Consider the following 19,991-nt stretch of genomic DNA (forward strand, 5'->3'; position numbering starts at 1 on the left):
GAACCATGAGTGATACGCTTTTAAGCGTTGAGGACCTTTGGGTTCGTTTCCCAACACGTAGCGGTACCGTTGATGCGGTTCGTGGTATTTCGTTCTCTGTTGGGCGTGAGCGCGTTGGCATTGTGGGCGAAAGTGGCTCCGGTAAATCTATGACCGGGCGGAGTATTTTGCGTCTGATCCGGTCTCCGGGTCAGATGGAAGCCAAGTCGATTAAGTTCAATGGTGAGAATCTGCTGGACTATTCGGAACGGCAGATGCGGAAAATCCGTGGTCACCAGATCTCCATGGTGATGCAGGATCCGAAGTTTTCGCTGAACCCTGTTCACACGGTTGGCAAACAGATCTGTGAGGCTCTGCGCCTTCACACCAAATCTTCTCGCCGTGAGGCTCGTCAGGGCGCTCTGGAGATGTTGGAGGCTGTTCAGATCCGCAACCCTGAGCGTGTGTTCAATTCTTATCCGCATGAGCTTTCAGGCGGTATGGGGCAGCGTGTGATGATCGCGATGATGCTGATCACTGATCCAAAGCTGCTGATTGCTGATGAGCCGACCTCTGCTCTGGATGTGACTGTGCAGATGAAGGTGCTGGCGATCATGGACAAGTTGGTGCAGGAGCGCGGAATGGGGCTGATCTTCATCAGTCACGATCTGAATCTTGTCTCATCCTTCTGTGACCGAATTATCATTATGTACGCAGGACGTATTGTAGAGACCTGTAAGGCCAGCGAGCTGCACAATGCGACGCATCCTTACACACGTGGGTTGCTGAATGCGCTGCCTCGCATTGAGGAGCCCAAGGGGCGCCTTGAAGCACTGCAACGTCAGGACAGCTGGAAACAGGAGGTCAGTGTCGATGCCCGGGTCTGATAGTGCTGTGATGGAACGTAAGCCATGGGTTGCGGAAGCAACAAAAGACGCTCGCCTCGAGATCAAAGACCTCAACGTCTATTTCGGTGAGGGACCGGATCGCTTTCAGGCTGTCAAAAACGTGAGCGTCAAGGTTCAGCAAGGTGGTAGTTTTGGTATTGTCGGTGAATCTGGCTCAGGTAAGTCAACTGTACTGCGCGCTGTGTGTGGATTGGTTGAGAGCTGGGATGGTGAGATCGATATTGACGGCGCCCCTGTTTCGCATAAGCGTGACAAGGTTTTTGCCCGCAAGATTCAGATGGTTTTTCAGGACCCTTACGCGTCCTTGCATCCCCGCCATACCGTTGACCGAGTTTTGTCAGAACCTCTTAAATTACATGGCTTTGATGATATTGATGGTCGTGTGCTTCGGGCACTGGATGACGTAGGGCTTGGGGCAGATTTCCGCTTTCGGTATCCGCACCAACTTTCCGGTGGTCAGCGACAGCGTGTGGCTGTTGCACGCGCGTTGATGTTGGAGCCGGAGATTCTATTGTTGGATGAGCCAACTTCAGCGTTGGATGTATCTGTACAGGCTGAAATTCTGAACCTGTTTGCTGATCTGCGGAAGGAACATAACCTTACCTATGTGATGGTGACGCACGATCTGGCAGTCGTTGCGCATATGTGTGATGAGATTGCCGTGATGCAGCATGGTGAGGTTGTTGAGGTGATGGATGTGGAAGCGATGCGAAGCTCTACACCGGAGACAGCTTACACGCAGGAACTGCTCAAAGCCTCTATGGGGTATGATGCGGAGTTCTTCGGCGACAGCTGATCTGTGAAGCATTTGATGACTACTGAAAGCCCCGCCCTTGTGGTGGGGCTTTTGTTGTTCTGGCGGGGGAACTTCAGTAGGATCGCTTTGTTGATTTGATAATTGTTGGTTGCGGAGCCAGAGATGAAGTATTTTTACGGCCTTCTTTGTATTTTGGGATTTCTGCTGCCGTACGGGGCGTTTATGCCATGGTTGTTTGAGAACGGGTTGAACCTGCCGCAACTGCTTGCTGAAGCATTTGCTGGCGAGATATCGGCTTTTGCCTGGCTTGATGTGGTGGTTGCAGCGGTGGTTTTGATAGGCTTTATCTTTGCCGAAGGGCAACGACTTGGAATGAAGCGTCTTTGGCTTCCGATTCTTGCTGTGTTCACCGTTGGTGTGTCGTTAGGCTTGCCATTGTTCTTGTTCTTGAGAGAATTACACGTTGAAAAACCTTCAAAATCAGGAGCTCATAGCGGAAAAAACGTAGCGCACATATGATAGTTGGAACTCATGTGCAGAAAATGGCCTACACCAATGAGTTCACTGTGAATTTCTTAATGTTTTCTGCTATAAACAACCGGCTTAATCCTACGAGTACATACGCTAAAACACTCGCAGATTGGCTTGGGTGTTTTCTAATTGATCTACGGTGTCTTCTTTGAGAAGTCTTGACGAAAATCTTATTTCCCATATTCCTCCGTTCCGAAAGCTGGAACGCGTTGATATCAGAGAGATTTTGGACGCAGCAACGCCAAAGCGTTTCAGCGCGGGTCAGGCTATTTTCGAAGAGCATGAGCCAGCGGAGCGGTTTTTCCTGCTGTTGGACGGTCATGTGCGCGTTATTCGCACCACGGCTTCCGGAGATCAGGTGATTGCGCGTCACATCGTCAGTGGCGAGCTTATGGGCATTGCCTCCGCAATTGGCAGGACGACTTACCCAGCCAGTGCTGTAGCGATTGATGACTGCCTCGTGCTGTTCTGGCCGACAAGTCTCTGGAAGACGTTTGTCGAAAAGTACGATGGATTTGCGACGGAAACCTACAAAACCGTCGGAGAGCGGATCTCTGAAGCGAACAACCACATTCTGGAACTGGCAACACAGCAGGTTGAGCAGCGTGTTGCACGTGCTTTGCTGAGGCTTGCAATCCAAAGCAGCCGCATCACCGATGAGGGAATGGAAATTGATTTTCCTCTCACACGCCAGAATATCTCTGAGATGACAGGTACAACTTTGTACACTGTGAGCCGTTTGCTAAGCGCTTGGGAAAAACAGGGAATTGTGAATAGCGGGCGCAAAAAGGTCATCGTGACGGAGATGAATAAGCTGAAGACTCTGGCTGATTTGGACCCAATGGCTGACTCTTGAGTACCGTTGAGCGATTGCCTGAGTGTTACTAGGCATAAATACCAGTATTCTCGATTTTATATCCTATTGTTTTTAAATGTGTTTTTCTCCTATATCCGGTAATTACCGAATAGGTTGTTCTAGCACAAACTTCCCCAGTGGCGTCAATTTTATCATCTTCGGGACCGTAACCACGATAGGATTCCGTAGATGTCAGAATTCCTTACAAAATCGCGGGCACGAAATATTTTTTATGGGGGATCCTTATTCTTCATAGGCATATTTGCCGTGCTCTCAATCGACAGCCACCTTTACGTCGTCAATGAATCGACTTCAAAAGCTGATCTCACTGACGAGGTTGTCCTCGGAAAGCACGTTTGGGAAAAGCATGCTTGCATCAACTGCCATACGTTGCACGGGGAAGGCGCTTACTTTGCTCCTGAAGTCGGCAATGTGATGACACGTTGGGGCGTGCTGGATGATCCGGATGATGCAGCTGAGACCCTTGGCTCCTGGATGGAAGCTCAGCCGAGCCGCATCGAAGGTCGTCGCCAGATGCCTTTCTTCGATCTGACCAAAGAAGAAGTCCGCGGCCTCTCTGAATTCTTGCGTTGGGCTGACAAGACCAACACGCAAGACTGGCCACCGAACGACGCTGGTTAAGGGGTGGTATTATGAAATACAGTTCTCAAAAAGTCGCGTATGCCTACTTCGTAGCTGCGCTTGGCCTATTCGCAATCCAGGTTCTGGGCGGTTTGCTCGCTGGCTGGATTTATGTTGCACCTAACTTCCTTTCGGAGTTGCTGCCGTTCAACATCGTTCGCATGTTGCACACCAACGCACTGATCGTCTGGCTTCTGCTGGGCTTCTTTGGTGCGGCTTACTTCATCATCCCGGAAGAGAGCGAACGTGAGATCCACTCCGTTAAGCTCGCTTACATTCAGCTGATCATTCTTGTGGTTGGTACACTGGGTGCTGTTGTCAGTTACATCATGGGCATCCATGAAGGCCGTGAATTCCTCGAGCAGCCGCTCTGGGTTAAAGTCGGCATTCTTGTTGCTGCGTTGATCTTCCTCTTCAACATCTCAATGACTGTGTTGAAAGGTCGTAAGACTGCGATCACAAACATTCTGGTGATTGGCCTTTGGGCTCTTTCCCTGCTGTGGCTGTTTGCATTCTACAACCCAGACAACCTGAGCCTTGATAAAATGTACTGGTGGTACGTTGTTCACCTTTGGGTAGAAGGTACCTGGGAACTTGTGATGGCTTCCATCCTTGGCTTCCTGATGCTGAAACTCACCGGTGTTGACCGCGAAGTGATCGAGAAGTGGCTCTACATCATCGTAGCGACTGCTCTGTTCTCCGGTATTCTTGGTACAGGACACCACTATTACTGGATCGGCTTGCCTGGCTACTGGCAGTGGATTGGTTCCGTCTTCTCTACTCTGGAAGTCATACCATTCTTCCTGATGATGACCTTCTCCTTCGTCATGGTCTGGAAAGGTCGTAAGAACCATCCAAACAAAGCAGCTCTGCTGTGGTCTCTCGGTTCTGCAACTGTCGCGTTCTTCGGCGCTGGCGTATGGGGCTTCCTGCATACTCTGCACGGTGTGAACTTCTACTCACACGGTACACAGATCACTGCAGCGCACGGTCACCTTGCCTTCTTCGGCGCATACGTTGCTCTGAACCTTGCGATCTTCACTTACGCAATGCCATTGCTTAAAGGTCGTAACCCATACAACCAGGTTCTCAACATGGGCAGCTTCTGGCTCATGACTGGTGGTATGTCCTTCATGACCTTCGTGCTGACATTTGCCGGAACCATCCAGACACACATGCAGCGTGTTGTTGGTGAAGACTTCATGTCCGTACAGGACCAGCTGACAGTGTTCTACATCATGCGCTTCGGTGCTGGTGCGGCTGTTGTGATTGGTGCTCTGCTGTTCATCTACTCCTTGCTCGTACCGCGCAAGGAATTGTTCACAGCGAACTCTGGTTCCAAACCAACGACCGGTAGTACTCCTGAAGCCCAAGCAGTTCTGGAAGGTGGTCGTTAATGACTGTACAGAACCACGTTTTTGATGTGCCCTATTATCAGCCTATCGCCGATGAATGTGCATTATTTGAAACGGCTTTTAACAAAGGTCTGCCCCTTCTTTTGAAGGGGCCGACGGGCTGCGGCAAAACCCGCTTTGTGGAACACATGGCCGCAAAGCTGGGTCGTCCGATCTACACCGTGGCTTGCCACGATGATCTTTCCGCAGCAGACCTTATTGGTCGTTACCTGCTTAAAGGTGGCGTGACTGAGTGGGTTGATGGCCCGCTGACCCGCGCTGTTCGCGAAGGTGCGATCTGCTATCTTGATGAAGTGATCGAAGCACGGAAAGACGTTGCGGTTGTTTTGCACCCGCTGACCGATAACCGTCGTCGTCTCATCATTGAGAGAACTGGCGAAGAGCTGCAAGCTCCTGCGAACTTCATGCTCGTTGCCAGCTACAACCCCGGCTATCAGAACGTTCTGAAGCAGATGAAGCCTTCCACACGGCAGCGCTTCCTCTCCACGACCTTCGACTTTCCTGATGCGGAAACCGAGATACAGGTCGTTGCTAAAGAAAGCGGACTGGATGTTGAGCGTTCCAAATCCTTGGTTCGTCTTGCCGGCCATATCCGTGGTCTTTCCAGCCTGGATCTGGAAGAGGGTGTTTCCACTCGCTTGCTGATTTATGCTGCATCCCTGATTGCTGGTGGTATGCCAGTTGAAAAAGCACTGCAATACTCTGTTGTTGAGCCACTGAGTGATGAGCCTGATGTTCAGGTTGCGCTTCGTGATTTGATCGCAGTTGTTTACGGGTGAGCCTGATGAAAGAGCAAATACTGGAGTTTTTAGAGCCTGAAGAAGCCGTAGGTAATCTGTGGCATGATTATGCTTCAAGCCTGGGTGCTCCAGTGCACCATGAGGATATGGAGGTCGAGCTGGCTAAGCTTCGCACCTCCGTGCAAGTGGTGTTTCGCGGGTTAGGTGGTGAAGCTAAAGTCGAGATCAGTCAAGCTCCGGCGACGGCTTCAACCTACCGCATGCCCGTTAAGCGTAAGCTCGGCAACGCTGCAGAAACAATCTTTCTGCCAGAGTTTGACGGCGAACGTTTGAGACTTCCTCCGGTTCTTGGCGTTTTTCCAGAGGCCGAAATGAACCGGGCCCATTACATCTGGCTTGCTGCATTTGCAGCGAACTGCGATGTGCAGGCAAAGCCAGAGGATCCGTTGCAGGCGGATGTTCAGGCATTGGCTTTGGCCAAACAGGCGATTGAACGTGTTTGGGGCAAGTGCGTTGGTCTCCATGATTTCTTCCGTCAGTCCTGCGAATTTCTTCTGCAAACTCGTAAGCGTCCAAGCCTTCCTGAGTGGGAAGCTGCAGTTGAAGCCATTGTTCTGGAATTGCTTGGCGGCCCGCGGGCTGTCACCAGCACAAGTGCAACAATTCGCAAGGCGATGGAATGTGTTGATGAGCGCTGGAAGCTGACAGCTCCGCGCGGATATTGCACCTTTGCACCTGTGCCGATCTGGGTTTCCAGCGAGTTGGTCAACGGTGAGCGTGGTGAAGAGCGCTCGGATGAGCAGGCGCCGCCTACGCCGCAAGGATCAAGTGCAACAACGAAACGCAAAGCTAAACGCGAAAAGCGGGAGCAGGCGGATCGTAAAGACAGTTTTATTCTACACCGGTTTGAGGCGATCCTCTCCTGGGTAGAAAGCATGAACCTCAATCGCAGTACCGATGACGACGAAGAGGAAAATGCCCAGAAAGCTGCTGATGATCAGGATTATATCAGCCTTTCGAAAAATCAGCGGAAAGCAGCGACACGGTTGCGACTGCATCTGGATTTGTCTCCAGAAGATGCAGACCACGAACGCCTTTCCGACAAATTCACATATCCTGAGTGGGATCACCGCCAACGTAAGTTTTTAGAAGATCATTGCCGCGTTCTGGAGAAGGATGCCGAGCCTGATTATGAGAGCGTGCTGCTCACGGATCCTTACCATAAGCGCCGCATTCGTCAGGTGAAGCGCCAGTTTGAAGCGTTGCGTCCAAAGCGGATCATGCAGATGCGTCAGGCTGAAGGCAGCGAGCTGGATCTGGATGCTTTGGTGACGGCTCAGGTTGATCTAAAGGCTTCAGGTTACGCATCCGATCGGATCTTCCAGGATTCACGTGCGGTTGAGCGCGATCTATCCGTTGCTATGTTGCTTGATACATCCCGTTCTACTGAGAGTGCGGTTGGCGATTCCAATGTTATCGAGATTGCGGGGGCCGCGCTTGCTGCTTTGTCTGGCGGAGTTGATGCGAGTGGCGATCATCTGGGGGTCTGGGGCTTTTCTTCATTGAAACGCGACCGGGTTTTCATGAACAAAGCCAAAGACTTCAATGAGCCGATGACGGATGAGGTGATCGCAAAGATTGGCGGGCTCAAGCCTTGTTACTACACCCGTTTGGGAGCGGCGATCCGGCATACCACTGCGCAGCTTGCCTTGCAGCAAACACAGCGGAAGCTTTTGATTGTACTAACAGATGGAAAGCCGAACGATCTTGATCACTATGAAGGCATTCACGGAATTGAAGACAGTCATATGGCTGTTCGTGAAGCCCGCAAACTGGGCATGGCCGTTCATGGTGTGATTGTTGATGAGGATGGGCAGGATTGGTTTGCCCGTATCTTTGGTAAAGGTGGTTATACGCTCTTCCCAAATCCGGAACGCCTGACACGTGCGCTACCGGATATTTATAGAAGCCTGACAAGGGAGTATTAGATTATGAAGCTTTTCTATATGGTTATGGGCTTTATGGCAGGTCTGCTGCCTTTGTCCGCGATGGCTGCAGTTTCCGGATACCAACGTCCTGTGCCTCAGCCGCAAAGTGCGACTGCTGAGCTGTGGTTTGGTCTTGCTACTGTTATGCTTGTTGTCTCACTTTATATCGTGCACCGGGTTGTAAAAGGCAGATGAGTGAAGAAGACCTCAGCAATCGCATCAGTGTAAGAAGGTTGGCACTCTATCTTTACCCACTGGGTATTGGAGCTGTCGGTATCAACCTCTTCTTTTTGTCGCTGATTTTCTCATGGGTTGGATGGCCAGTGATGTCACCTTATCTTGCGATGGCTGGCGGTGTTGTATTGGGCTATCCGTTTGCGTATCCCTTTGCAAAACATATCCGTTACCTCATGGATAAATCGGATGGTTTGCTGGACTAACTATCTGTTTTGCAAGCATCGGAAGTCGAGCGCGATCTACAAAGATCGCGCTTTTTTTGTGCGCTGTTGCCATCCGATTGTTCTGATTGACAGTTTTATCAATTCAGAAGCAAAAATTAATGTGCCAGCATAGCGTTGTTCCACTGGAGTTGTGCTGCGTTCCATCTGATTTGGTGTTTCCTGACAGGAGAAACAACAGTTGCGAGCGTCTGTTGCCCTAACATCATTAGCAAGTGTGATGAAGTGGCGTTGTCTGCTGCTCGCATGCCTTTGTTTTTATGTGCTTTTCAACGGCATGGCGCAGGCGCAAGACTCCCATTGGCCGTTGAATTGGGGTGATTGGGAGACGGCGACCGGAGACTGGGGCGGGTATCGGACGAAGCTCAACGATATGGGTATCGATCCGGAGTTGAACTACACCCACGATATCATGGCAAATCCGGTTGGAGGAGAACGGCAAAGTGCTGCTTATGCCGGAGCGCTCGGGGCCAATATCAACTTTGACTTTGAAAAACTGATGGGCTTGAGCGGAACCAGTTTCAGTCTTGGTTTGTATCAGGGGCTTGGGCGAGATTTGTCTGGTGAAGACATCAATAACGTTTTTGATGTGGCGCAGATCTTTATCGGCGATGTTTTCGGTATCTCGCAGATGAACATTTTGCAGACGCTGGCGAATGATCGGGTGGAGATTGCGATAGGTCGACTTTCTGCGGGGGCGGACTTTGCGTTCAGTGAGGCTTTCCCGCTTTATGTCAACAGCGCTGTCAATGGGAACCCGGCCCAACTCCTTGAAAACTTGCCTTCATTTACTACTCCCCCTTTCAGCCAGTGGGGTGTTCGGGGAACAGTGAAACCGGAGGACTTTCTCTACCTTTCTGTGGGTGCATACAACGCAGACCTGAATGCGCAGGACAACGAAGATCAAGGATTTAACTTCAAGTTCAATCCCGAAGACGGCGTGTTGGTGATTGCAGAAGGTGGGATTCTGGTTGGGCAGGAGAAGACTAGTGCTTATTTACCGGGGCAGTATATGCTTGGCGGCTATTATGATACCAGTGATTACACGCCTTTCACCGATGCAAACGCGACGGAAGAGGGCAACTGGGGGCTCTATTTCATAGCGAACCAGATGGTCTATGAAGAGCAACCGGATCAAGGCCTTAATCTCTGGGGGCTTTTTACGCTTGCGCCACAACAAAGCATCAACAGTTTGCCTTATGGAGTGAGTGGTGGTGCCTACTACAAAGGACTGCTTGATAGCCGGGATAACGACATCACAGCGGGTGCATTTTATCTTGGTTTCTTCAGTGATGACCTGCCAGGCCAGACCTATGAACTTGTGTTTGAGGTGAACCATCGTTTTCAGTTTACGGAATGGTTCTATACGACGGTCGATGGGCAGTATGTGGTGAACCCAAATGGCCAGACAAATATCTCTGATGCATGGGTTGTTGGCTTCGAAATGTCCGTTGATTTTTAGGCCTAAAGACGTTGTTTTTTCAGAAAAATAGCTCGTTTTCGAGAGTGCAAATCACTTGCAAAAAACATCAGCACACGACCAAGAAAAAGCACGCGGAAATCCACTGTAATCTTTGTGTTTTTGAGTGTGCGTAATAGTTTTACAAAGTGCATCAGCCTCCACAAAAGCAGTACAAAATTTCAGCTTTAAAATAGTCGGTTTCAGGACCGGATTTCGGGGGGCTTTGATGAACGCACTGATGTTACTTCAGAAATCACTAAATTAGTTTAGTTTGAAGTAATTTGAAATGTGGACGAAAGCTAAATTATCACGGAAACGTGAGATGTAAACTCAAGTTAAATTTAAATCTTGAGTTATTCGTACTAGTATTTCTGAAGCATTCAATTTGATTGCAATCAAAATACAAAAGTAATCTCGTTGATATATTTTTCTCAGTTCAGTTGAGAAGTTGATTCTATCATGCAAGCGCAGATGGGAAGGCGGCATTTTCTTGGTATGTCCAAGTATGAGGAGGATAAGCCGTGTCCGCCTTACAGTATTGGTAAAGTTGAATTTTCCGATGTATGCACCGGTTGCGGTGATTGTGTTTCGGCGTGTCCTGAAAAGATCCTTCGAATTTCTGAGCGGAGTCGATTGGCTGTTGTCGATTTTGGGGTGGGACCCTGCACCTTCTGTGAAGCGTGCGTCGACGTTTGCAAAGAAGGAGCGCTCGTTAAGACCGAAGACGCTCCCTGGGCGATGAAAGCAACGATCGGCTCTAACTGCCTTTCTTATCAAAAGATCGCGTGCCGGGCCTGCGCGGACTTTTGTGAGATGAGGGCAATCCGATTTCATCTTGGCCTAGGCGGCCAGCAAATTCCTGATTTGGACGGTGACGCCTGTACCGGGTGCGGTGCCTGCCTTGTTGCCTGTCCCAATGGATCCATCGAAATGCGCGAAATTAAACTCCAAGAGGAGGTTCTATGAACATTTGCGGCGTTCTCGTTAGTTGCTTAGCGGGAAAAACCCAAGAGGTTTCTGAAGCATTGTCCGCCCTGCCGGGCGTGGAAGTTCATATCACCAAAGAGGATACGAGCCAGCTTGTTGTGACTGCAGAGGATACGGAAGAGTCCTTCGCTGATCAGCAGGTGCTGGAAATTCACCGGACGCCGGGCGTCGTATCCGCTGGTCTTACCTATCATCAATTCGAACCAAACACCGACCCTGACCTGAAGGCGGCCTAACGGGAGGCAAAACATGTCAATCACGGCATCTCGCAGAGATATTATAAAGTCAGCAGCGGTTGCAGCAACTGCTTCTGCGGCTGGCATCGCTTTACCAAAGTCTGCCGAGGCTCAGGGAAAAGCCTCCGATATACGCTGGGACAAGGCTGTTTGCCGCTTTTGCGGAACAGGCTGCTCTCTCCTTGTGGGTGTTAAAGACGACCGTGTTGTCGCCACTCAAGGTGATCCAGATGCACCAGTGAACCGCGGCTTGAACTGTATCAAAGGCTATTTCCTTTCCAAGATCATGTACGGCAAGGATCGCCTGACAACACCGCTGCTCCGCAAGACCGCTGGCGTTTATGACAAGCATGGCGAGTTTGAGCCTGTCTCCTGGGATGAAGCTTTCACTGTCATGTCCGAAAAGTTCAAGGACGCATTGAAGGAAAAAGGCCCAACTGCCGTTGGTATGTTTGGCTCTGGTCAGTGGACTATCTGGGAAGGTTACGCTGCTTCCAAGTTTATGAAGGCAGGTCTGCGCTCCAACAACATTGATCCGAATGCCCGTCATTGCATGGCGTCAGCTGTGGCTGCTTTCATTCGTACCTTTGGTATTGATGAGCCAATGGGTTGTTATGATGACATGGAGCTTGCCGATGCATTCGTGCTTTGGGGCTCGAACATGGCTGAGATGCACCCAATCCTTTGGTCCCGTATTACAGATACCCGTCTGACCAAACCGGGTTGTGAAGTTCATGTGCTCTCCACTTTTGAGCACCGTTGTTTTGAACTTGCTGACAACGGAATGGTGTTTACGCCACAGAGCGATCTGGTGATCCTCAACTTCATCGCCAACTACATCATCGAAAATGATGCGGTGAACTGGGACTTCGTCAATAAGCACGTCAACATCACCAAAACCGCGACAGATATCGGTTACGGCTTGCGTCCGAATGATCCGCGCGAGCAGGCTGCCGAAAATGCTGGTTCTGGTAAGATCTCCAAAATTGACTTTGAGGAGTATAAGCAGCTCGTTTCCAAGTATACGCTTGAGTATACAGAAGAAATGTCTGGCGTTCCGGCTGAAAAGCTTCTGAAGCTGGCGAAGATCTATGCTGATCCTAACCGGAAGGTGATGTCTCTCTGGACAATGGGCTTTAACCAGCACTCACGTGGCAGCTGGGTGAACAGCCTTTGCTACAACATTCATCTCCTGACTGGTAAGATCTCTGAGCCTGGCAATGGTCCATTTTCGCTGACGGGTCAGCCATCTGCGTGTGGTACTGCCCGTGAGGTCGGAACGTTTGCGCACCGTCTGCCTGCAGACATGGTGGTCAAAAATCCTAAGCACCGTGAAATCTGTGAGACTGCCTGGAAAATTCCTGAAGGAACAATTCCTGCCAAGCCTGGGTACCATGCAGTTCTGCATCATCGCATGCTTAAAGATGGCAAGCTGAATGCCTATTGGGTTCAGTGCACGAATAACCTGCAAGCAGCTCCTAATATGAACGAGGAAGGCTGGCCGGGGTATCGTAATCCTGAGAACTTCATTGTTGTCTCTGATCCATATCCAACCGTCACGGCAATGGCTGCTGATCTTATTCTGCCAACGGCTATGTGGGTGGAAAAAGAAGGGGCCTATGGTAACGCAGAGCGCCGTACCCAGTTCTGGCGTCAGCAGGTGAAAGCTCCGGGTGAAGCCATGTCAGATGTCTGGCAGGTTATGGAGTTCTCTAAGTACTTCAAGACAGAAGAAGTCTGGCCTGAAGAACTGCTTGCCAAAATGCCTGAGTTGCGCGGCAAGACACTCTTTGAAGTGCTTTATGCCAATGGGGTCGTCGATAAGTTCCCGGTCTCTGAAGTCAAAGAAGGCTTCAATAACCATGAGTCTGAAGACTTCGGCTTCTACGTTCAAAAAGGGTTGTTTGAAGAATACGCCGAATTTGGGCGTGGCCATGCGCACGACTTGGCTGACTTTGATGTCTACCACAAAGCGCGGGGTCTCCGCTGGCCAGTGGTTGATGGCAAGGAAACACTTTATCGCTTCCGTGAAGGTTATGATCCTTACGTTAAAAGAGGCGAGGGCGTTAAATTCTACGGTAAGCCTGATGGCAAGGCGAACATCATCTTCGCACCTTATGAGCCGCCAGCAGAAGTGCCAGACAATGAGTATGACCTCTGGCTCTGCACCGGTCGTGTGCTTGAACACTGGCATACAGGCTCCATGACGCAGCGCGTCCCAGAGCTTCATCGGGCATTCCCGTCTGCTGTTCTGTTTATGCATCCGCAAGATGCACGGGAGCGTGGTCTTCGCAGAGGGCAGGAAGTCACTATCTCCACTCGTCGTGGTGAAGTGCTGACACGCCTGGAAACCAGGGGCCGGAACAAGGTTCCAAAAGGTTTGGTTTACATGCCTTTCTTCGATGCAAACCAGTTGACCAACAAGCTTACACTCGATGCCACTTGTCCGATTTCGAAAGAAACCGACTACAAAAAGTGCGCTTGTAAGGTGGAAAGCGCTTAGAGCAACCCTCTGAGCAGCAATGGATAAGAACCATGTCTGATCTCAAAAAGACAGGCCTCAGCAGTGCAAAGCGTCGCCAGTTTCTTGGCGACGCGGCCCGCACAGCGTGTGGCTGTGCTGTTGCTGCGACGTTTCTGACGGTCTATCAGGCGCAGGCTAAGGCTTTTCCTGCCGACGCCATCAGACCGCCCGGAGCTCTCTCTGAAGAAGAGTTTTTGAGTGCGTGTGTGCGATGCGGACTGTGTGTTCGCGATTGCCCATATGACACGCTGAAACTCGCCGAGCTTGGTGAAACTGGCCCGGCAACAGGAACGCCATACTTTACAGCCCGCGATGTGCCTTGTGAAATGTGTGAGGATATTCCTTGTGTTGCTGCCTGTCCGACAGGGGCACTGGATCATTCTCTCACCGATATCGACGATGCTGATATGGGTGTGGCTGTTCTGATAGACCAGGAGAACTGCCTTAACTTTCTCGGTTTGCGTTGTGAGGTTTGTTATCGGGTTTGCCCGCTGATTGATGAAGCGATCACACTCGAAATGACACCAAACACGCGGACCGGTAGTCACGCAGTCTTTTCGCCAACAGTCTATGCAGACGTCTGCACGGGTTGCGGTAAATGCGAGCAGTCGTGTGTGTTGCCAGAAGCTGCAATCAAGGTTCTTCCTCGCCGTATTGCCAGAGCTGAGAGTGCTGAGCACTACCGGCTTGGTTGGGAGGAAAAAGCAAAAGCAGGAAATGCGTTGGTTCCCGGTGTGATTGATCTGCCTGATCGTGTGCCGGATGCTGGTGGGTTTGAGCCCGTATTCCAGCCAGGGAAGGGGCGGCCATGACCACTCATGCATTAGACGCTCATGTACCAAAAGAGAAGAAGAGAAGCTGGGTGCTGCGCAACAGGTTTCTGTTGCTCAGACGGAGTTCGCAATTGCTCATTCTGGCTCTCTTCCTTGCAGGGCCGTGGGCAGGCCTCTGGATTGTCAAAGGAACACTGACCTCCAGCATGACGCTGGATATCCTTCCGCTGACAGACCCGTTCCTGCTGCTGCAGACGATGGTGACAGGACATTGGCCTGAACTGACAGGTTTGATTGGTGTTGCCATTGTGGTTGGCTTTTACGCCGTGTTTGGCGGTCGGCTGTATTGCTCATGGGTTTGTCCCATGAACGTGGTGACCGATAGCGCCAACTGGTTACACCGCAAGCTTGATCTGAAAAAGGGATGGCAGCCGAAAAAGCACACCCGATATTGGGTGCTGGCCATGACGCTGCTGGTTGCTGCCGGATCTGGCTCTCTTGCTTATGAGCTGGTCAATCCCGTGACCTTGCTGCACCGAGGGTTGGTGTTCGGCATGGGGTTTGCCTGGGCTGCGGTGTTGATGGTGTTTTTATTCGACACCTTTGTCTCCCGGCATGGTTGGTGTGGGCACCTTTGTCCTATGGGGGCTGTCTATGGGCTGCTCAACACCAAGAGCTTGCTGCGGGTTTCTGCGAATAACCGGGATGCTTGTGATGACTGTATGGACTGCTTCGAGGTTTGCCCCGAGATCCACGTAATCTCTCCGGCTTTGCGAGGCAAAGGGGATGATACCCCGCTGATTGTAAATCGAGACTGTACGTCTTGTGGTCGCTGTATCGACGTATGCGATCTGGATGTTTTCAGTTTCACCCATCGTTTCGATACTCAACTTATTCAACCTACTTCAATCGAACCGGGCCCCCGCGATCCGGTCACGACCAAAGCTATGGGAGGTCACAAATGAAAACGGGAGTGCCTTGGAAGGCTATCACCATTATGGCGGTTTTGCACCTTACCGGCTTTGCTGCCTTGAGCGCACATGCAGAGGGGGTAAAGTCATTGCGGGGTGTACAGGTTGATGAACCTGTCTTCGTCGAGCCGATTGCTCGCCCGCAAAACACTCGGGTAAACCGTGAGTTCCGTCAGCAACCACCATTGGTGCCACACAAGACTGAGGCTTATCAGGTCGACCTGAAAGTCAACCAGTGTCTGACGTGCCATGATTGGGCTAATGCAGGGGAGAAAAAAGCGCCAACCCTGTCCATGACACATTATGCAGACCGTGAAGGACGTCAGCTGGACCGGGTTGCAGGTACACGCTGGTTCTGTACGCAATGCCATGTTCCTCAAGTCGATGCTGATCCGCTGGTGGAGAATGAATTTACTCCGTCAAGCGAACGCTAGATGGCACATCTGACTGGAGGAAATTAATATGAGCAATCAAGGCGCAATTCCCAGTAAAGATCAGGGACCTGGCTTGTTCAAGCGGATCTGGCGGTTTTTGAGACATCCTGCAACGACAATTTCTGCAGGCGCTCTGTTGCTGATTGGCGTTGTTGTCGGTGTGGTTTTTTGGGGTAGTTTCAACTGGTCCATGGAGATGACGAATACCGAAGAATTCTGCATCGGCTGCCATGAGATGGAAGCAAATGTTTATGCGGAGTATACCGAGACGGCCCACTATGCGAATGCATCTGGAGTGCGGGCAACTTGCCCAGATTGCCATGTGCCGAAAGAGTGGGTGCATAAGGTGGTTCGCAAAGTACAAGCTTCCAGAGAGCTATATCACAAGGCTCTGGGCTCCATTGATAGTCCGGAGAAGTTTGAGGAGAAGCGTCTTCAACTGGCGACTAATGTTTGGACTGCAATGAAGAAGACTGACAGTCGCGAGTGTCGTAACTGTCATGAGTTCAACTCTATGGACTTCGTTCTTCAGGAAGGTCGTGCCTCTGCCGCTCACTCTGATGCATTCAAGGAAGGCAAGACCTGTATTGATTGCCACCAAGGCATCGCCCACAGCCTGCCAGCCAATGCGCTGGAAGCTTACAAAGAGAAAGTCTCTGCTGTTTATGACTAGGCATCGCTTAGGCTAGTTGCATAGGGCGCTAGAGTAGTAACCCACCTTTGAGAGTTCTTGAAGGTGGGTTTTTCTTTGCTCCTACCAAAGTAAGTGAGTCGAATCAGTCGTTGACAAAGCTGCTGATTGTCATCTGCCAAAAGCCCTCATCTGTGTGGTTGCTTGATCCAAATCAAATGAAGCAAGGAGAAGCAACATGAGATGTGTTTAAAATGACACAAATATGAGTATTATATTCATGTATTTTACTTAAGTGGCTATTTTTACATTGATAGATATCTCAATCCAATAATATGAGTAATTAACTCATATTAAAGGTTGTAGGGATGTCCAAGGGTTTTGTCTCCGGCTTGATGACCGGAATCTGCTATCTCGCACTGCAGTCAGGTGCATATTCTCAGGAGCAAACAGAGCCACAAGAGCTCGGGCCAATTGTCGTCACAGCTTCGCGTAGTGAGCAAAGCCTGGATGAAGTAACCCGCTCCGTCGCTGTGGTGGAGAACGAGCAGATTGAGCGGTCTGTCGCAGATAGTGTAACTGAGGTTCTGCGTGATGTTCCTGGTATCAAGATTATCGATAGCAACGTTGCAGGTATGAAGCGGATCAGCATTCGTGGTGAAGAATCTTCGCGAAATGTTGTGCTCGTAGATGGGCAAGAGATCTCTGATCATACTTCTTATGGTGCTGTATTTCTGATTTCTCCGTCTGATATCGAGCGTATAGAAGTGGTGAAGGGCCCGGGCTCGGTCCTGCATGGCTCGAAAGCTATCGGCGGCGTTGTAAATATTATCACTAAGAAGGGTGCCGATCGTGCCGTGCAGGTAGAGGTCGGAACGGCCTTCGATTCCTCTACTGATGGTATTACGGGGTTCAGCTCAGCTGCTGGGACTATTGATCAGTGGGACTATCGGTTTTCTGCTAGCAAATCCAAACATGGTGATCGCGAAACAGCAGATGGCACGCTGGAAGGTAGTGCTTTTGAAAACCAGAGTGTAACGGCCTATGTTGGCTACACTGGTGACCAACATAAATTTAGTATCAAGGCTGAACGATTTGAGCAGGAAAGTGAGGTTTACACTGATCCTGCTGATATCGGGCTCGTGATGCGTCAGTTTGATATGGACTTGCCAAAGCGCGACCGTTCTAAAATTGGCATATTCTATGACTTTACCGATGTAAGTGAGAGCATTGCTAAGGTCCATTTGGATGGATACGTCCAGCAGATTGACCGTGTGGCTCTGGTAGACTATGAGCTGGCTCCTCCTGGAGCGCCAGTTTTGAAGCGTGATAATAAGACTGAGAGCGAACTGCTTACATTCGGCCTGAATGGGCAAGCTGATCTGACCTTGTTTGACAACATGTTGACCTCAATCGGCTTTCAGGCTGTCCAGGATCAGTTGGATAAGGATAGTTTCAGCACTGGCACGACCACTATCAGCGTTCCTGGACCTGTCTTCCCAGTCAATATTACAGAGCGAGATGAGGCAAAACTTACGACTTTGTCTGCGTTCCTTCAGAATGAGTGGGATCTGAATGATGATCTTACGCTAACTGCTGGTGGCCGTTATTACTTCGTTGCGAGTGAGAATAAAGGCACTGCAGGTGATCGGGATGAGAGCGAACAGGCATTTGTGGGTGCTTTGGGTCTAAACTATACGGGCTTTGAGAATTTTGCGCTAAGAGCGCATGTGTCTCAGGGATATGTATATCCGACACTCCTCCAAAGCACGTTGGGCTCAGTATTTTCTCCTGCTGGAAAAATCTATGGTAACGCTGACCTTGATCCTGAAACGTCAGTGACCGCAGAGATTGGTGCGCGTTTCGACCGCGGGAATTTGATTGTTGATGCGAGCGCGTTTTATACCGATGCGAAGGACTACATCACATCGGTTGATTGTGATGCAGCAGTTCATGGTTCAAAGTGCACTGCAAACTCAGATATTTACGTGAATATTGATGCGGCTAAGACTTGGGGGCTCGAACTTGCTGCTTCCTATCAGTTTGCTGAGTTGGCGGTCACACCATATGCCAATATCACTTTGATGCGGCGCCAATTTAGTTCCGGAGCAACCAACACCTTTGATACCGACACGCCGTTGGTATCTGGCCGTCTAGGCGTGATGAAGTCCTGGGCCTTTGATAACGGAGTTGAAGCCTATGCGGATCTTTACAGTCGCTTCTCCAGCGAGCATCGGCAGAAGGATGGCAGTGGTATCGATGAAGCGGACGGTTTTGCCACGCTTAACCTGGCAGGTGGCTTTTCCTACGATTTCGATGAAAAGCGCAGGTTAAAAGTGCATGCAGCTGTCGAGAACATCTTTGACCAAGACTATAAACCGTCAGTCGAAGAACTCACTGCACCGGGCCGGGCGTTTAAACTATCTGCGAGTGTCATCTTCTAGTTTTTAAAGCCCTGCCGTAATAGCGATGGGACTGTATTTAAAGGATATCATCACATGAAAACCGTGCTTCTCATGTTTTTGCTGAGTTCAGCGGGGCCGAATGGTGAGGTGGGTGCTTCCTACGTTGAAAAAGATAGTGTTGAGGAATGTCAGCAAGGCATTGTTGCGTTGAAGGAAATTTTGGCGGAGCCGCGCTTTAAGATCCATTATGCTGGTTGCCATCAAAGCTCGGCTCAGATCTCTGAGTTTGAACATCCGGGTGCTGATGATGAAGGCGATAAGCCGGAGCGTTTCGTTTATCTCAACAGGATTGAAGAAGGTCAGTTGCTTGTTTCTGAGGCTGACAGCCTTGCCAGTTGTGAGGTGAGTATAAACAAAAGCGAGAGCTGGTGCGCTGTGAGCACGCAGAAGTTGTTGCAGCAATAGCCAGACCTATGCTTTGCTCCTCCCACGGGAATTCTAATGTTGCTTTGGGGGGAGTGCGAATGACATCTCGAAAAAAGACTGTCTGGATTATTGGGGCAACTTCAGGGATTGGTGAGGAGCTCTGCAAGCTTTACGCAGATGATGGCTGGCAGATTGTTGCGAGTGGCCGCCGGGTTGATCGACTTGAAGCACTGAAAGAAACATACACATCAGTGACGAGTTTACCGCTTGATGTAACGGATAATGAGCAGATAGCTCAGGCGGCTCGTGATTTTGATGAAAATGCCAGCCTGCCTGATTTGACGCTTTATTGCGCAGGTGTTTTTCACATTGGTGGACTTTCTACATTGACCGAGGAAGTCTGCGTCAGTGCGATGGATACGAATTATTTTGGTGCTGTGCGGACCATACATAACTTATTCCCACTGCTGAAAGAACGCGGCTCCGGGCATGTTGCCATCATTTCCTCGCTTAGTGGATATGGAGGGCTGCCTTACGCTGCAAGTTATGGCCCTACAAAAGCTGCGCTCATCAACCTTTGTGAGGCGTTGAAACCGAGTTTTGATCGGGCGAACCTCTCTCTTTCAGTCATCAATCCCGGGTTTGTGAAGACCGCGATGACTGAAAATAGCAAGTTGCCTATGCCCTTTATCGTGAGTGCAGAAGGGGCTGCCAAACGGATCAAGAAAGGCCTTGACCGTAAGAGCTTTGAGATTGCGTTTCCTTTCCCGCTCGTTACGGCTTTGAAACTGCTACGGTTTGTCCCTTATTGGGCATATTTCCGACTGGTTGGCCTTACAGCCGGGAAGCGCAGTTCTTCATAGAGATA

Annotated in this window: 21 protein-coding genes; all 21 read left to right on the forward strand. The window is 50.3% G+C overall.

Annotated elements, in window-relative coordinates:
* Window positions 1–5: 5 nt before the first annotated feature.
* The 21 genes from DHN43_RS05870 (at window position 6) to DHN43_RS05970 (ending at window position 19,986) form a co-directional block, all read left to right on the forward strand.
* Window positions 6–866 (forward strand): ABC transporter ATP-binding protein, encoded by an 861-nt coding sequence (locus DHN43_RS05870; RefSeq protein ID WP_063290107.1) that lies wholly within the window; start codon window positions 6–8, stop codon window positions 864–866.
* Window positions 853–1,683, forward strand: coding sequence for an ABC transporter ATP-binding protein (locus DHN43_RS05875; protein ID WP_063298390.1), 831 nt, complete (start codon window positions 853–855; stop codon window positions 1,681–1,683). Before DHN43_RS05870 ends, DHN43_RS05875 begins: the two co-directional genes overlap by 14 nt.
* A gap of 123 nt (window positions 1,684–1,806) precedes the next feature.
* Window positions 1,807–2,163, forward strand: a complete 357-nt coding sequence (locus DHN43_RS05880) for a DUF2834 domain-containing protein (RefSeq protein WP_108818046.1) — start codon at window positions 1,807–1,809, stop codon at window positions 2,161–2,163.
* Between the two features lie 151 nt (window positions 2,164–2,314).
* Window positions 2,315–3,031 carry a Crp/Fnr family transcriptional regulator gene (locus DHN43_RS05885; RefSeq protein WP_057461262.1) on the forward strand — a complete coding sequence of 239 codons (717 nt, stop codon included), beginning with the start codon at window positions 2,315–2,317 and terminating at the stop codon, window positions 3,029–3,031.
* A 189-nt stretch (window positions 3,032–3,220) separates the two neighbouring features.
* Window positions 3,221–3,673, forward strand: coding sequence for a c-type cytochrome (locus tag DHN43_RS05890; protein ID WP_057461263.1), 453 nt, complete (start codon window positions 3,221–3,223; stop codon window positions 3,671–3,673).
* A gap of 11 nt (window positions 3,674–3,684) precedes the next feature.
* Entirely contained in the window at window positions 3,685–5,070 is a 1,386-nt protein-coding gene (locus DHN43_RS05895; RefSeq protein ID WP_057461264.1) for a cbb3-type cytochrome c oxidase subunit I, read from the forward strand.
* The gene (locus DHN43_RS05900; protein WP_063303159.1) at window positions 5,070–5,867 is read left to right on the forward strand and encodes a CbbQ/NirQ/NorQ/GpvN family protein; all 798 of its coding nucleotides are present in this window, start codon (window positions 5,070–5,072) and stop codon (window positions 5,865–5,867) included. The genes DHN43_RS05895 and DHN43_RS05900 overlap by 1 nt, the downstream gene beginning before the upstream one ends.
* A 5-nt stretch (window positions 5,868–5,872) precedes the next feature.
* Window positions 5,873–7,816 carry a nitric oxide reductase activation protein NorD gene (locus DHN43_RS05905; RefSeq protein WP_199914783.1) on the forward strand — a complete coding sequence of 648 codons (1,944 nt, stop codon included), beginning with the start codon at window positions 5,873–5,875 and terminating at the stop codon, window positions 7,814–7,816.
* A gap of 3 nt (window positions 7,817–7,819) precedes the next feature.
* Window positions 7,820–8,011 carry a hypothetical protein gene (locus tag DHN43_RS05910; protein ID WP_063290104.1) on the forward strand — a complete coding sequence of 64 codons (192 nt, stop codon included), beginning with the start codon at window positions 7,820–7,822 and terminating at the stop codon, window positions 8,009–8,011.
* Entirely contained in the window at window positions 8,008–8,256 is a 249-nt protein-coding gene (locus DHN43_RS05915; protein WP_057461267.1) for a hypothetical protein, read from the forward strand. Before DHN43_RS05910 ends, DHN43_RS05915 begins: the two co-directional genes overlap by 4 nt.
* 238 nt (window positions 8,257–8,494) lie before the next feature.
* Window positions 8,495–9,736: a carbohydrate porin gene (locus DHN43_RS05920; protein WP_208994942.1), complete on the forward strand. Its 1,242-nt coding sequence runs from the start codon at window positions 8,495–8,497 to the stop codon at window positions 9,734–9,736.
* 471 nt (window positions 9,737–10,207) lie between these two features.
* A complete protein-coding gene (gene napF, locus DHN43_RS27605) occupies window positions 10,208–10,702 on the forward strand; it encodes a ferredoxin-type protein NapF (protein WP_373456185.1) in 495 nt (164 codons plus the stop codon).
* Window positions 10,699–10,959, forward strand: a complete 261-nt coding sequence (locus DHN43_RS05930) for a chaperone NapD (RefSeq protein ID WP_063290102.1) — start codon at window positions 10,699–10,701, stop codon at window positions 10,957–10,959. Before napF ends, DHN43_RS05930 begins: the two co-directional genes overlap by 4 nt.
* 13 nt (window positions 10,960–10,972) lie before the next feature.
* Entirely contained in the window at window positions 10,973–13,462 is a 2,490-nt protein-coding gene (gene napA / locus DHN43_RS05935) for a nitrate reductase catalytic subunit NapA (protein ID WP_108818049.1), read from the forward strand.
* Window positions 13,463–13,494: 32 nt separating this feature from the next.
* Window positions 13,495–14,295 carry a ferredoxin-type protein NapG gene (gene napG / locus DHN43_RS05940; RefSeq protein ID WP_057461271.1) on the forward strand — a complete coding sequence of 267 codons (801 nt, stop codon included), beginning with the start codon at window positions 13,495–13,497 and terminating at the stop codon, window positions 14,293–14,295.
* Window positions 14,292–15,221: a quinol dehydrogenase ferredoxin subunit NapH gene (napH, locus tag DHN43_RS05945; protein ID WP_108818050.1), complete on the forward strand. Its 930-nt coding sequence runs from the start codon at window positions 14,292–14,294 to the stop codon at window positions 15,219–15,221. Before napG ends, napH begins: the two co-directional genes overlap by 4 nt.
* Window positions 15,218–15,661 (forward strand): nitrate reductase cytochrome c-type subunit, encoded by a 444-nt coding sequence (locus DHN43_RS05950; protein WP_208980620.1) that lies wholly within the window; start codon window positions 15,218–15,220, stop codon window positions 15,659–15,661. Before napH ends, DHN43_RS05950 begins: the two co-directional genes overlap by 4 nt.
* Before the next feature lie 28 nt (window positions 15,662–15,689).
* A complete protein-coding gene (locus tag DHN43_RS05955) occupies window positions 15,690–16,334 on the forward strand; it encodes a NapC/NirT family cytochrome c (protein ID WP_108818051.1) in 645 nt (214 codons plus the stop codon).
* A 326-nt stretch (window positions 16,335–16,660) separates the two neighbouring features.
* On the forward strand, window positions 16,661–18,736 hold the full coding sequence (locus DHN43_RS05960) for a TonB-dependent receptor plug domain-containing protein (RefSeq protein WP_108818052.1): 2,076 nt from the start codon (window positions 16,661–16,663) through the stop codon (window positions 18,734–18,736).
* A 54-nt stretch (window positions 18,737–18,790) separates the two neighbouring features.
* The gene (locus DHN43_RS05965; RefSeq protein ID WP_108818053.1) at window positions 18,791–19,162 is read left to right on the forward strand and encodes a hypothetical protein; all 372 of its coding nucleotides are present in this window, start codon (window positions 18,791–18,793) and stop codon (window positions 19,160–19,162) included.
* Window positions 19,163–19,221: 59 nt separating this feature from the next.
* On the forward strand, window positions 19,222–19,986 hold the full coding sequence (locus DHN43_RS05970) for an SDR family NAD(P)-dependent oxidoreductase (protein WP_108818054.1): 765 nt from the start codon (window positions 19,222–19,224) through the stop codon (window positions 19,984–19,986).
* The last annotated feature ends 5 nt before the right edge of the window (window positions 19,987–19,991 follow it).

It is taken from the genome of Pseudovibrio sp. Alg231-02 (assembly GCF_900143565.1).
Taxonomy (GTDB): domain Bacteria; phylum Pseudomonadota; class Alphaproteobacteria; order Rhizobiales; family Stappiaceae; genus Pseudovibrio.

Excerpts from the sequence above, each read along its gene's own strand:
- DHN43_RS05870 (WP_063290107.1), top strand. The coding sequence starts at position 6 with ATGAGTGATACGCTTTTAAGCGTTGAGGACCTTTGGGTTCGTTTCCCA.
- DHN43_RS05875 (WP_063298390.1), top strand. The coding sequence starts at position 853 with ATGCCCGGGTCTGATAGTGCTGTGATGGAACGTAAGCCATGGGTTGCG.
- DHN43_RS05880 (WP_108818046.1), top strand. The coding sequence starts at position 1,807 with ATGAAGTATTTTTACGGCCTTCTTTGTATTTTGGGATTTCTGCTGCCG.
- DHN43_RS05890 (WP_057461263.1), top strand. The coding sequence starts at position 3,221 with ATGTCAGAATTCCTTACAAAATCGCGGGCACGAAATATTTTTTATGGG.
- DHN43_RS05895 (WP_057461264.1), top strand. The coding sequence starts at position 3,685 with ATGAAATACAGTTCTCAAAAAGTCGCGTATGCCTACTTCGTAGCTGCG.
- DHN43_RS05900 (WP_063303159.1), top strand. The coding sequence starts at position 5,070 with ATGACTGTACAGAACCACGTTTTTGATGTGCCCTATTATCAGCCTATC.
- DHN43_RS05905 (WP_199914783.1), top strand. The coding sequence starts at position 5,873 with ATGAAAGAGCAAATACTGGAGTTTTTAGAGCCTGAAGAAGCCGTAGGT.
- DHN43_RS05910 (WP_063290104.1), top strand. The coding sequence starts at position 7,820 with ATGAAGCTTTTCTATATGGTTATGGGCTTTATGGCAGGTCTGCTGCCT.
- DHN43_RS05915 (WP_057461267.1), top strand. The coding sequence starts at position 8,008 with ATGAGTGAAGAAGACCTCAGCAATCGCATCAGTGTAAGAAGGTTGGCA.
- DHN43_RS05920 (WP_208994942.1), top strand. The coding sequence starts at position 8,495 with ATGAAGTGGCGTTGTCTGCTGCTCGCATGCCTTTGTTTTTATGTGCTT.
- napF (WP_373456185.1), top strand. The coding sequence starts at position 10,208 with ATGGGAAGGCGGCATTTTCTTGGTATGTCCAAGTATGAGGAGGATAAG.
- DHN43_RS05930 (WP_063290102.1), top strand. The coding sequence starts at position 10,699 with ATGAACATTTGCGGCGTTCTCGTTAGTTGCTTAGCGGGAAAAACCCAA.
- napA (WP_108818049.1), top strand. The coding sequence starts at position 10,973 with ATGTCAATCACGGCATCTCGCAGAGATATTATAAAGTCAGCAGCGGTT.
- napG (WP_057461271.1), top strand. The coding sequence starts at position 13,495 with ATGTCTGATCTCAAAAAGACAGGCCTCAGCAGTGCAAAGCGTCGCCAG.
- napH (WP_108818050.1), top strand. The coding sequence starts at position 14,292 with ATGACCACTCATGCATTAGACGCTCATGTACCAAAAGAGAAGAAGAGA.
- DHN43_RS05950 (WP_208980620.1), top strand. The coding sequence starts at position 15,218 with ATGAAAACGGGAGTGCCTTGGAAGGCTATCACCATTATGGCGGTTTTG.
- DHN43_RS05955 (WP_108818051.1), top strand. The coding sequence starts at position 15,690 with ATGAGCAATCAAGGCGCAATTCCCAGTAAAGATCAGGGACCTGGCTTG.
- DHN43_RS05960 (WP_108818052.1), top strand. The coding sequence starts at position 16,661 with ATGTCCAAGGGTTTTGTCTCCGGCTTGATGACCGGAATCTGCTATCTC.
- DHN43_RS05965 (WP_108818053.1), top strand. The coding sequence starts at position 18,791 with ATGAAAACCGTGCTTCTCATGTTTTTGCTGAGTTCAGCGGGGCCGAAT.
- DHN43_RS05970 (WP_108818054.1), top strand. The coding sequence starts at position 19,222 with ATGACATCTCGAAAAAAGACTGTCTGGATTATTGGGGCAACTTCAGGG.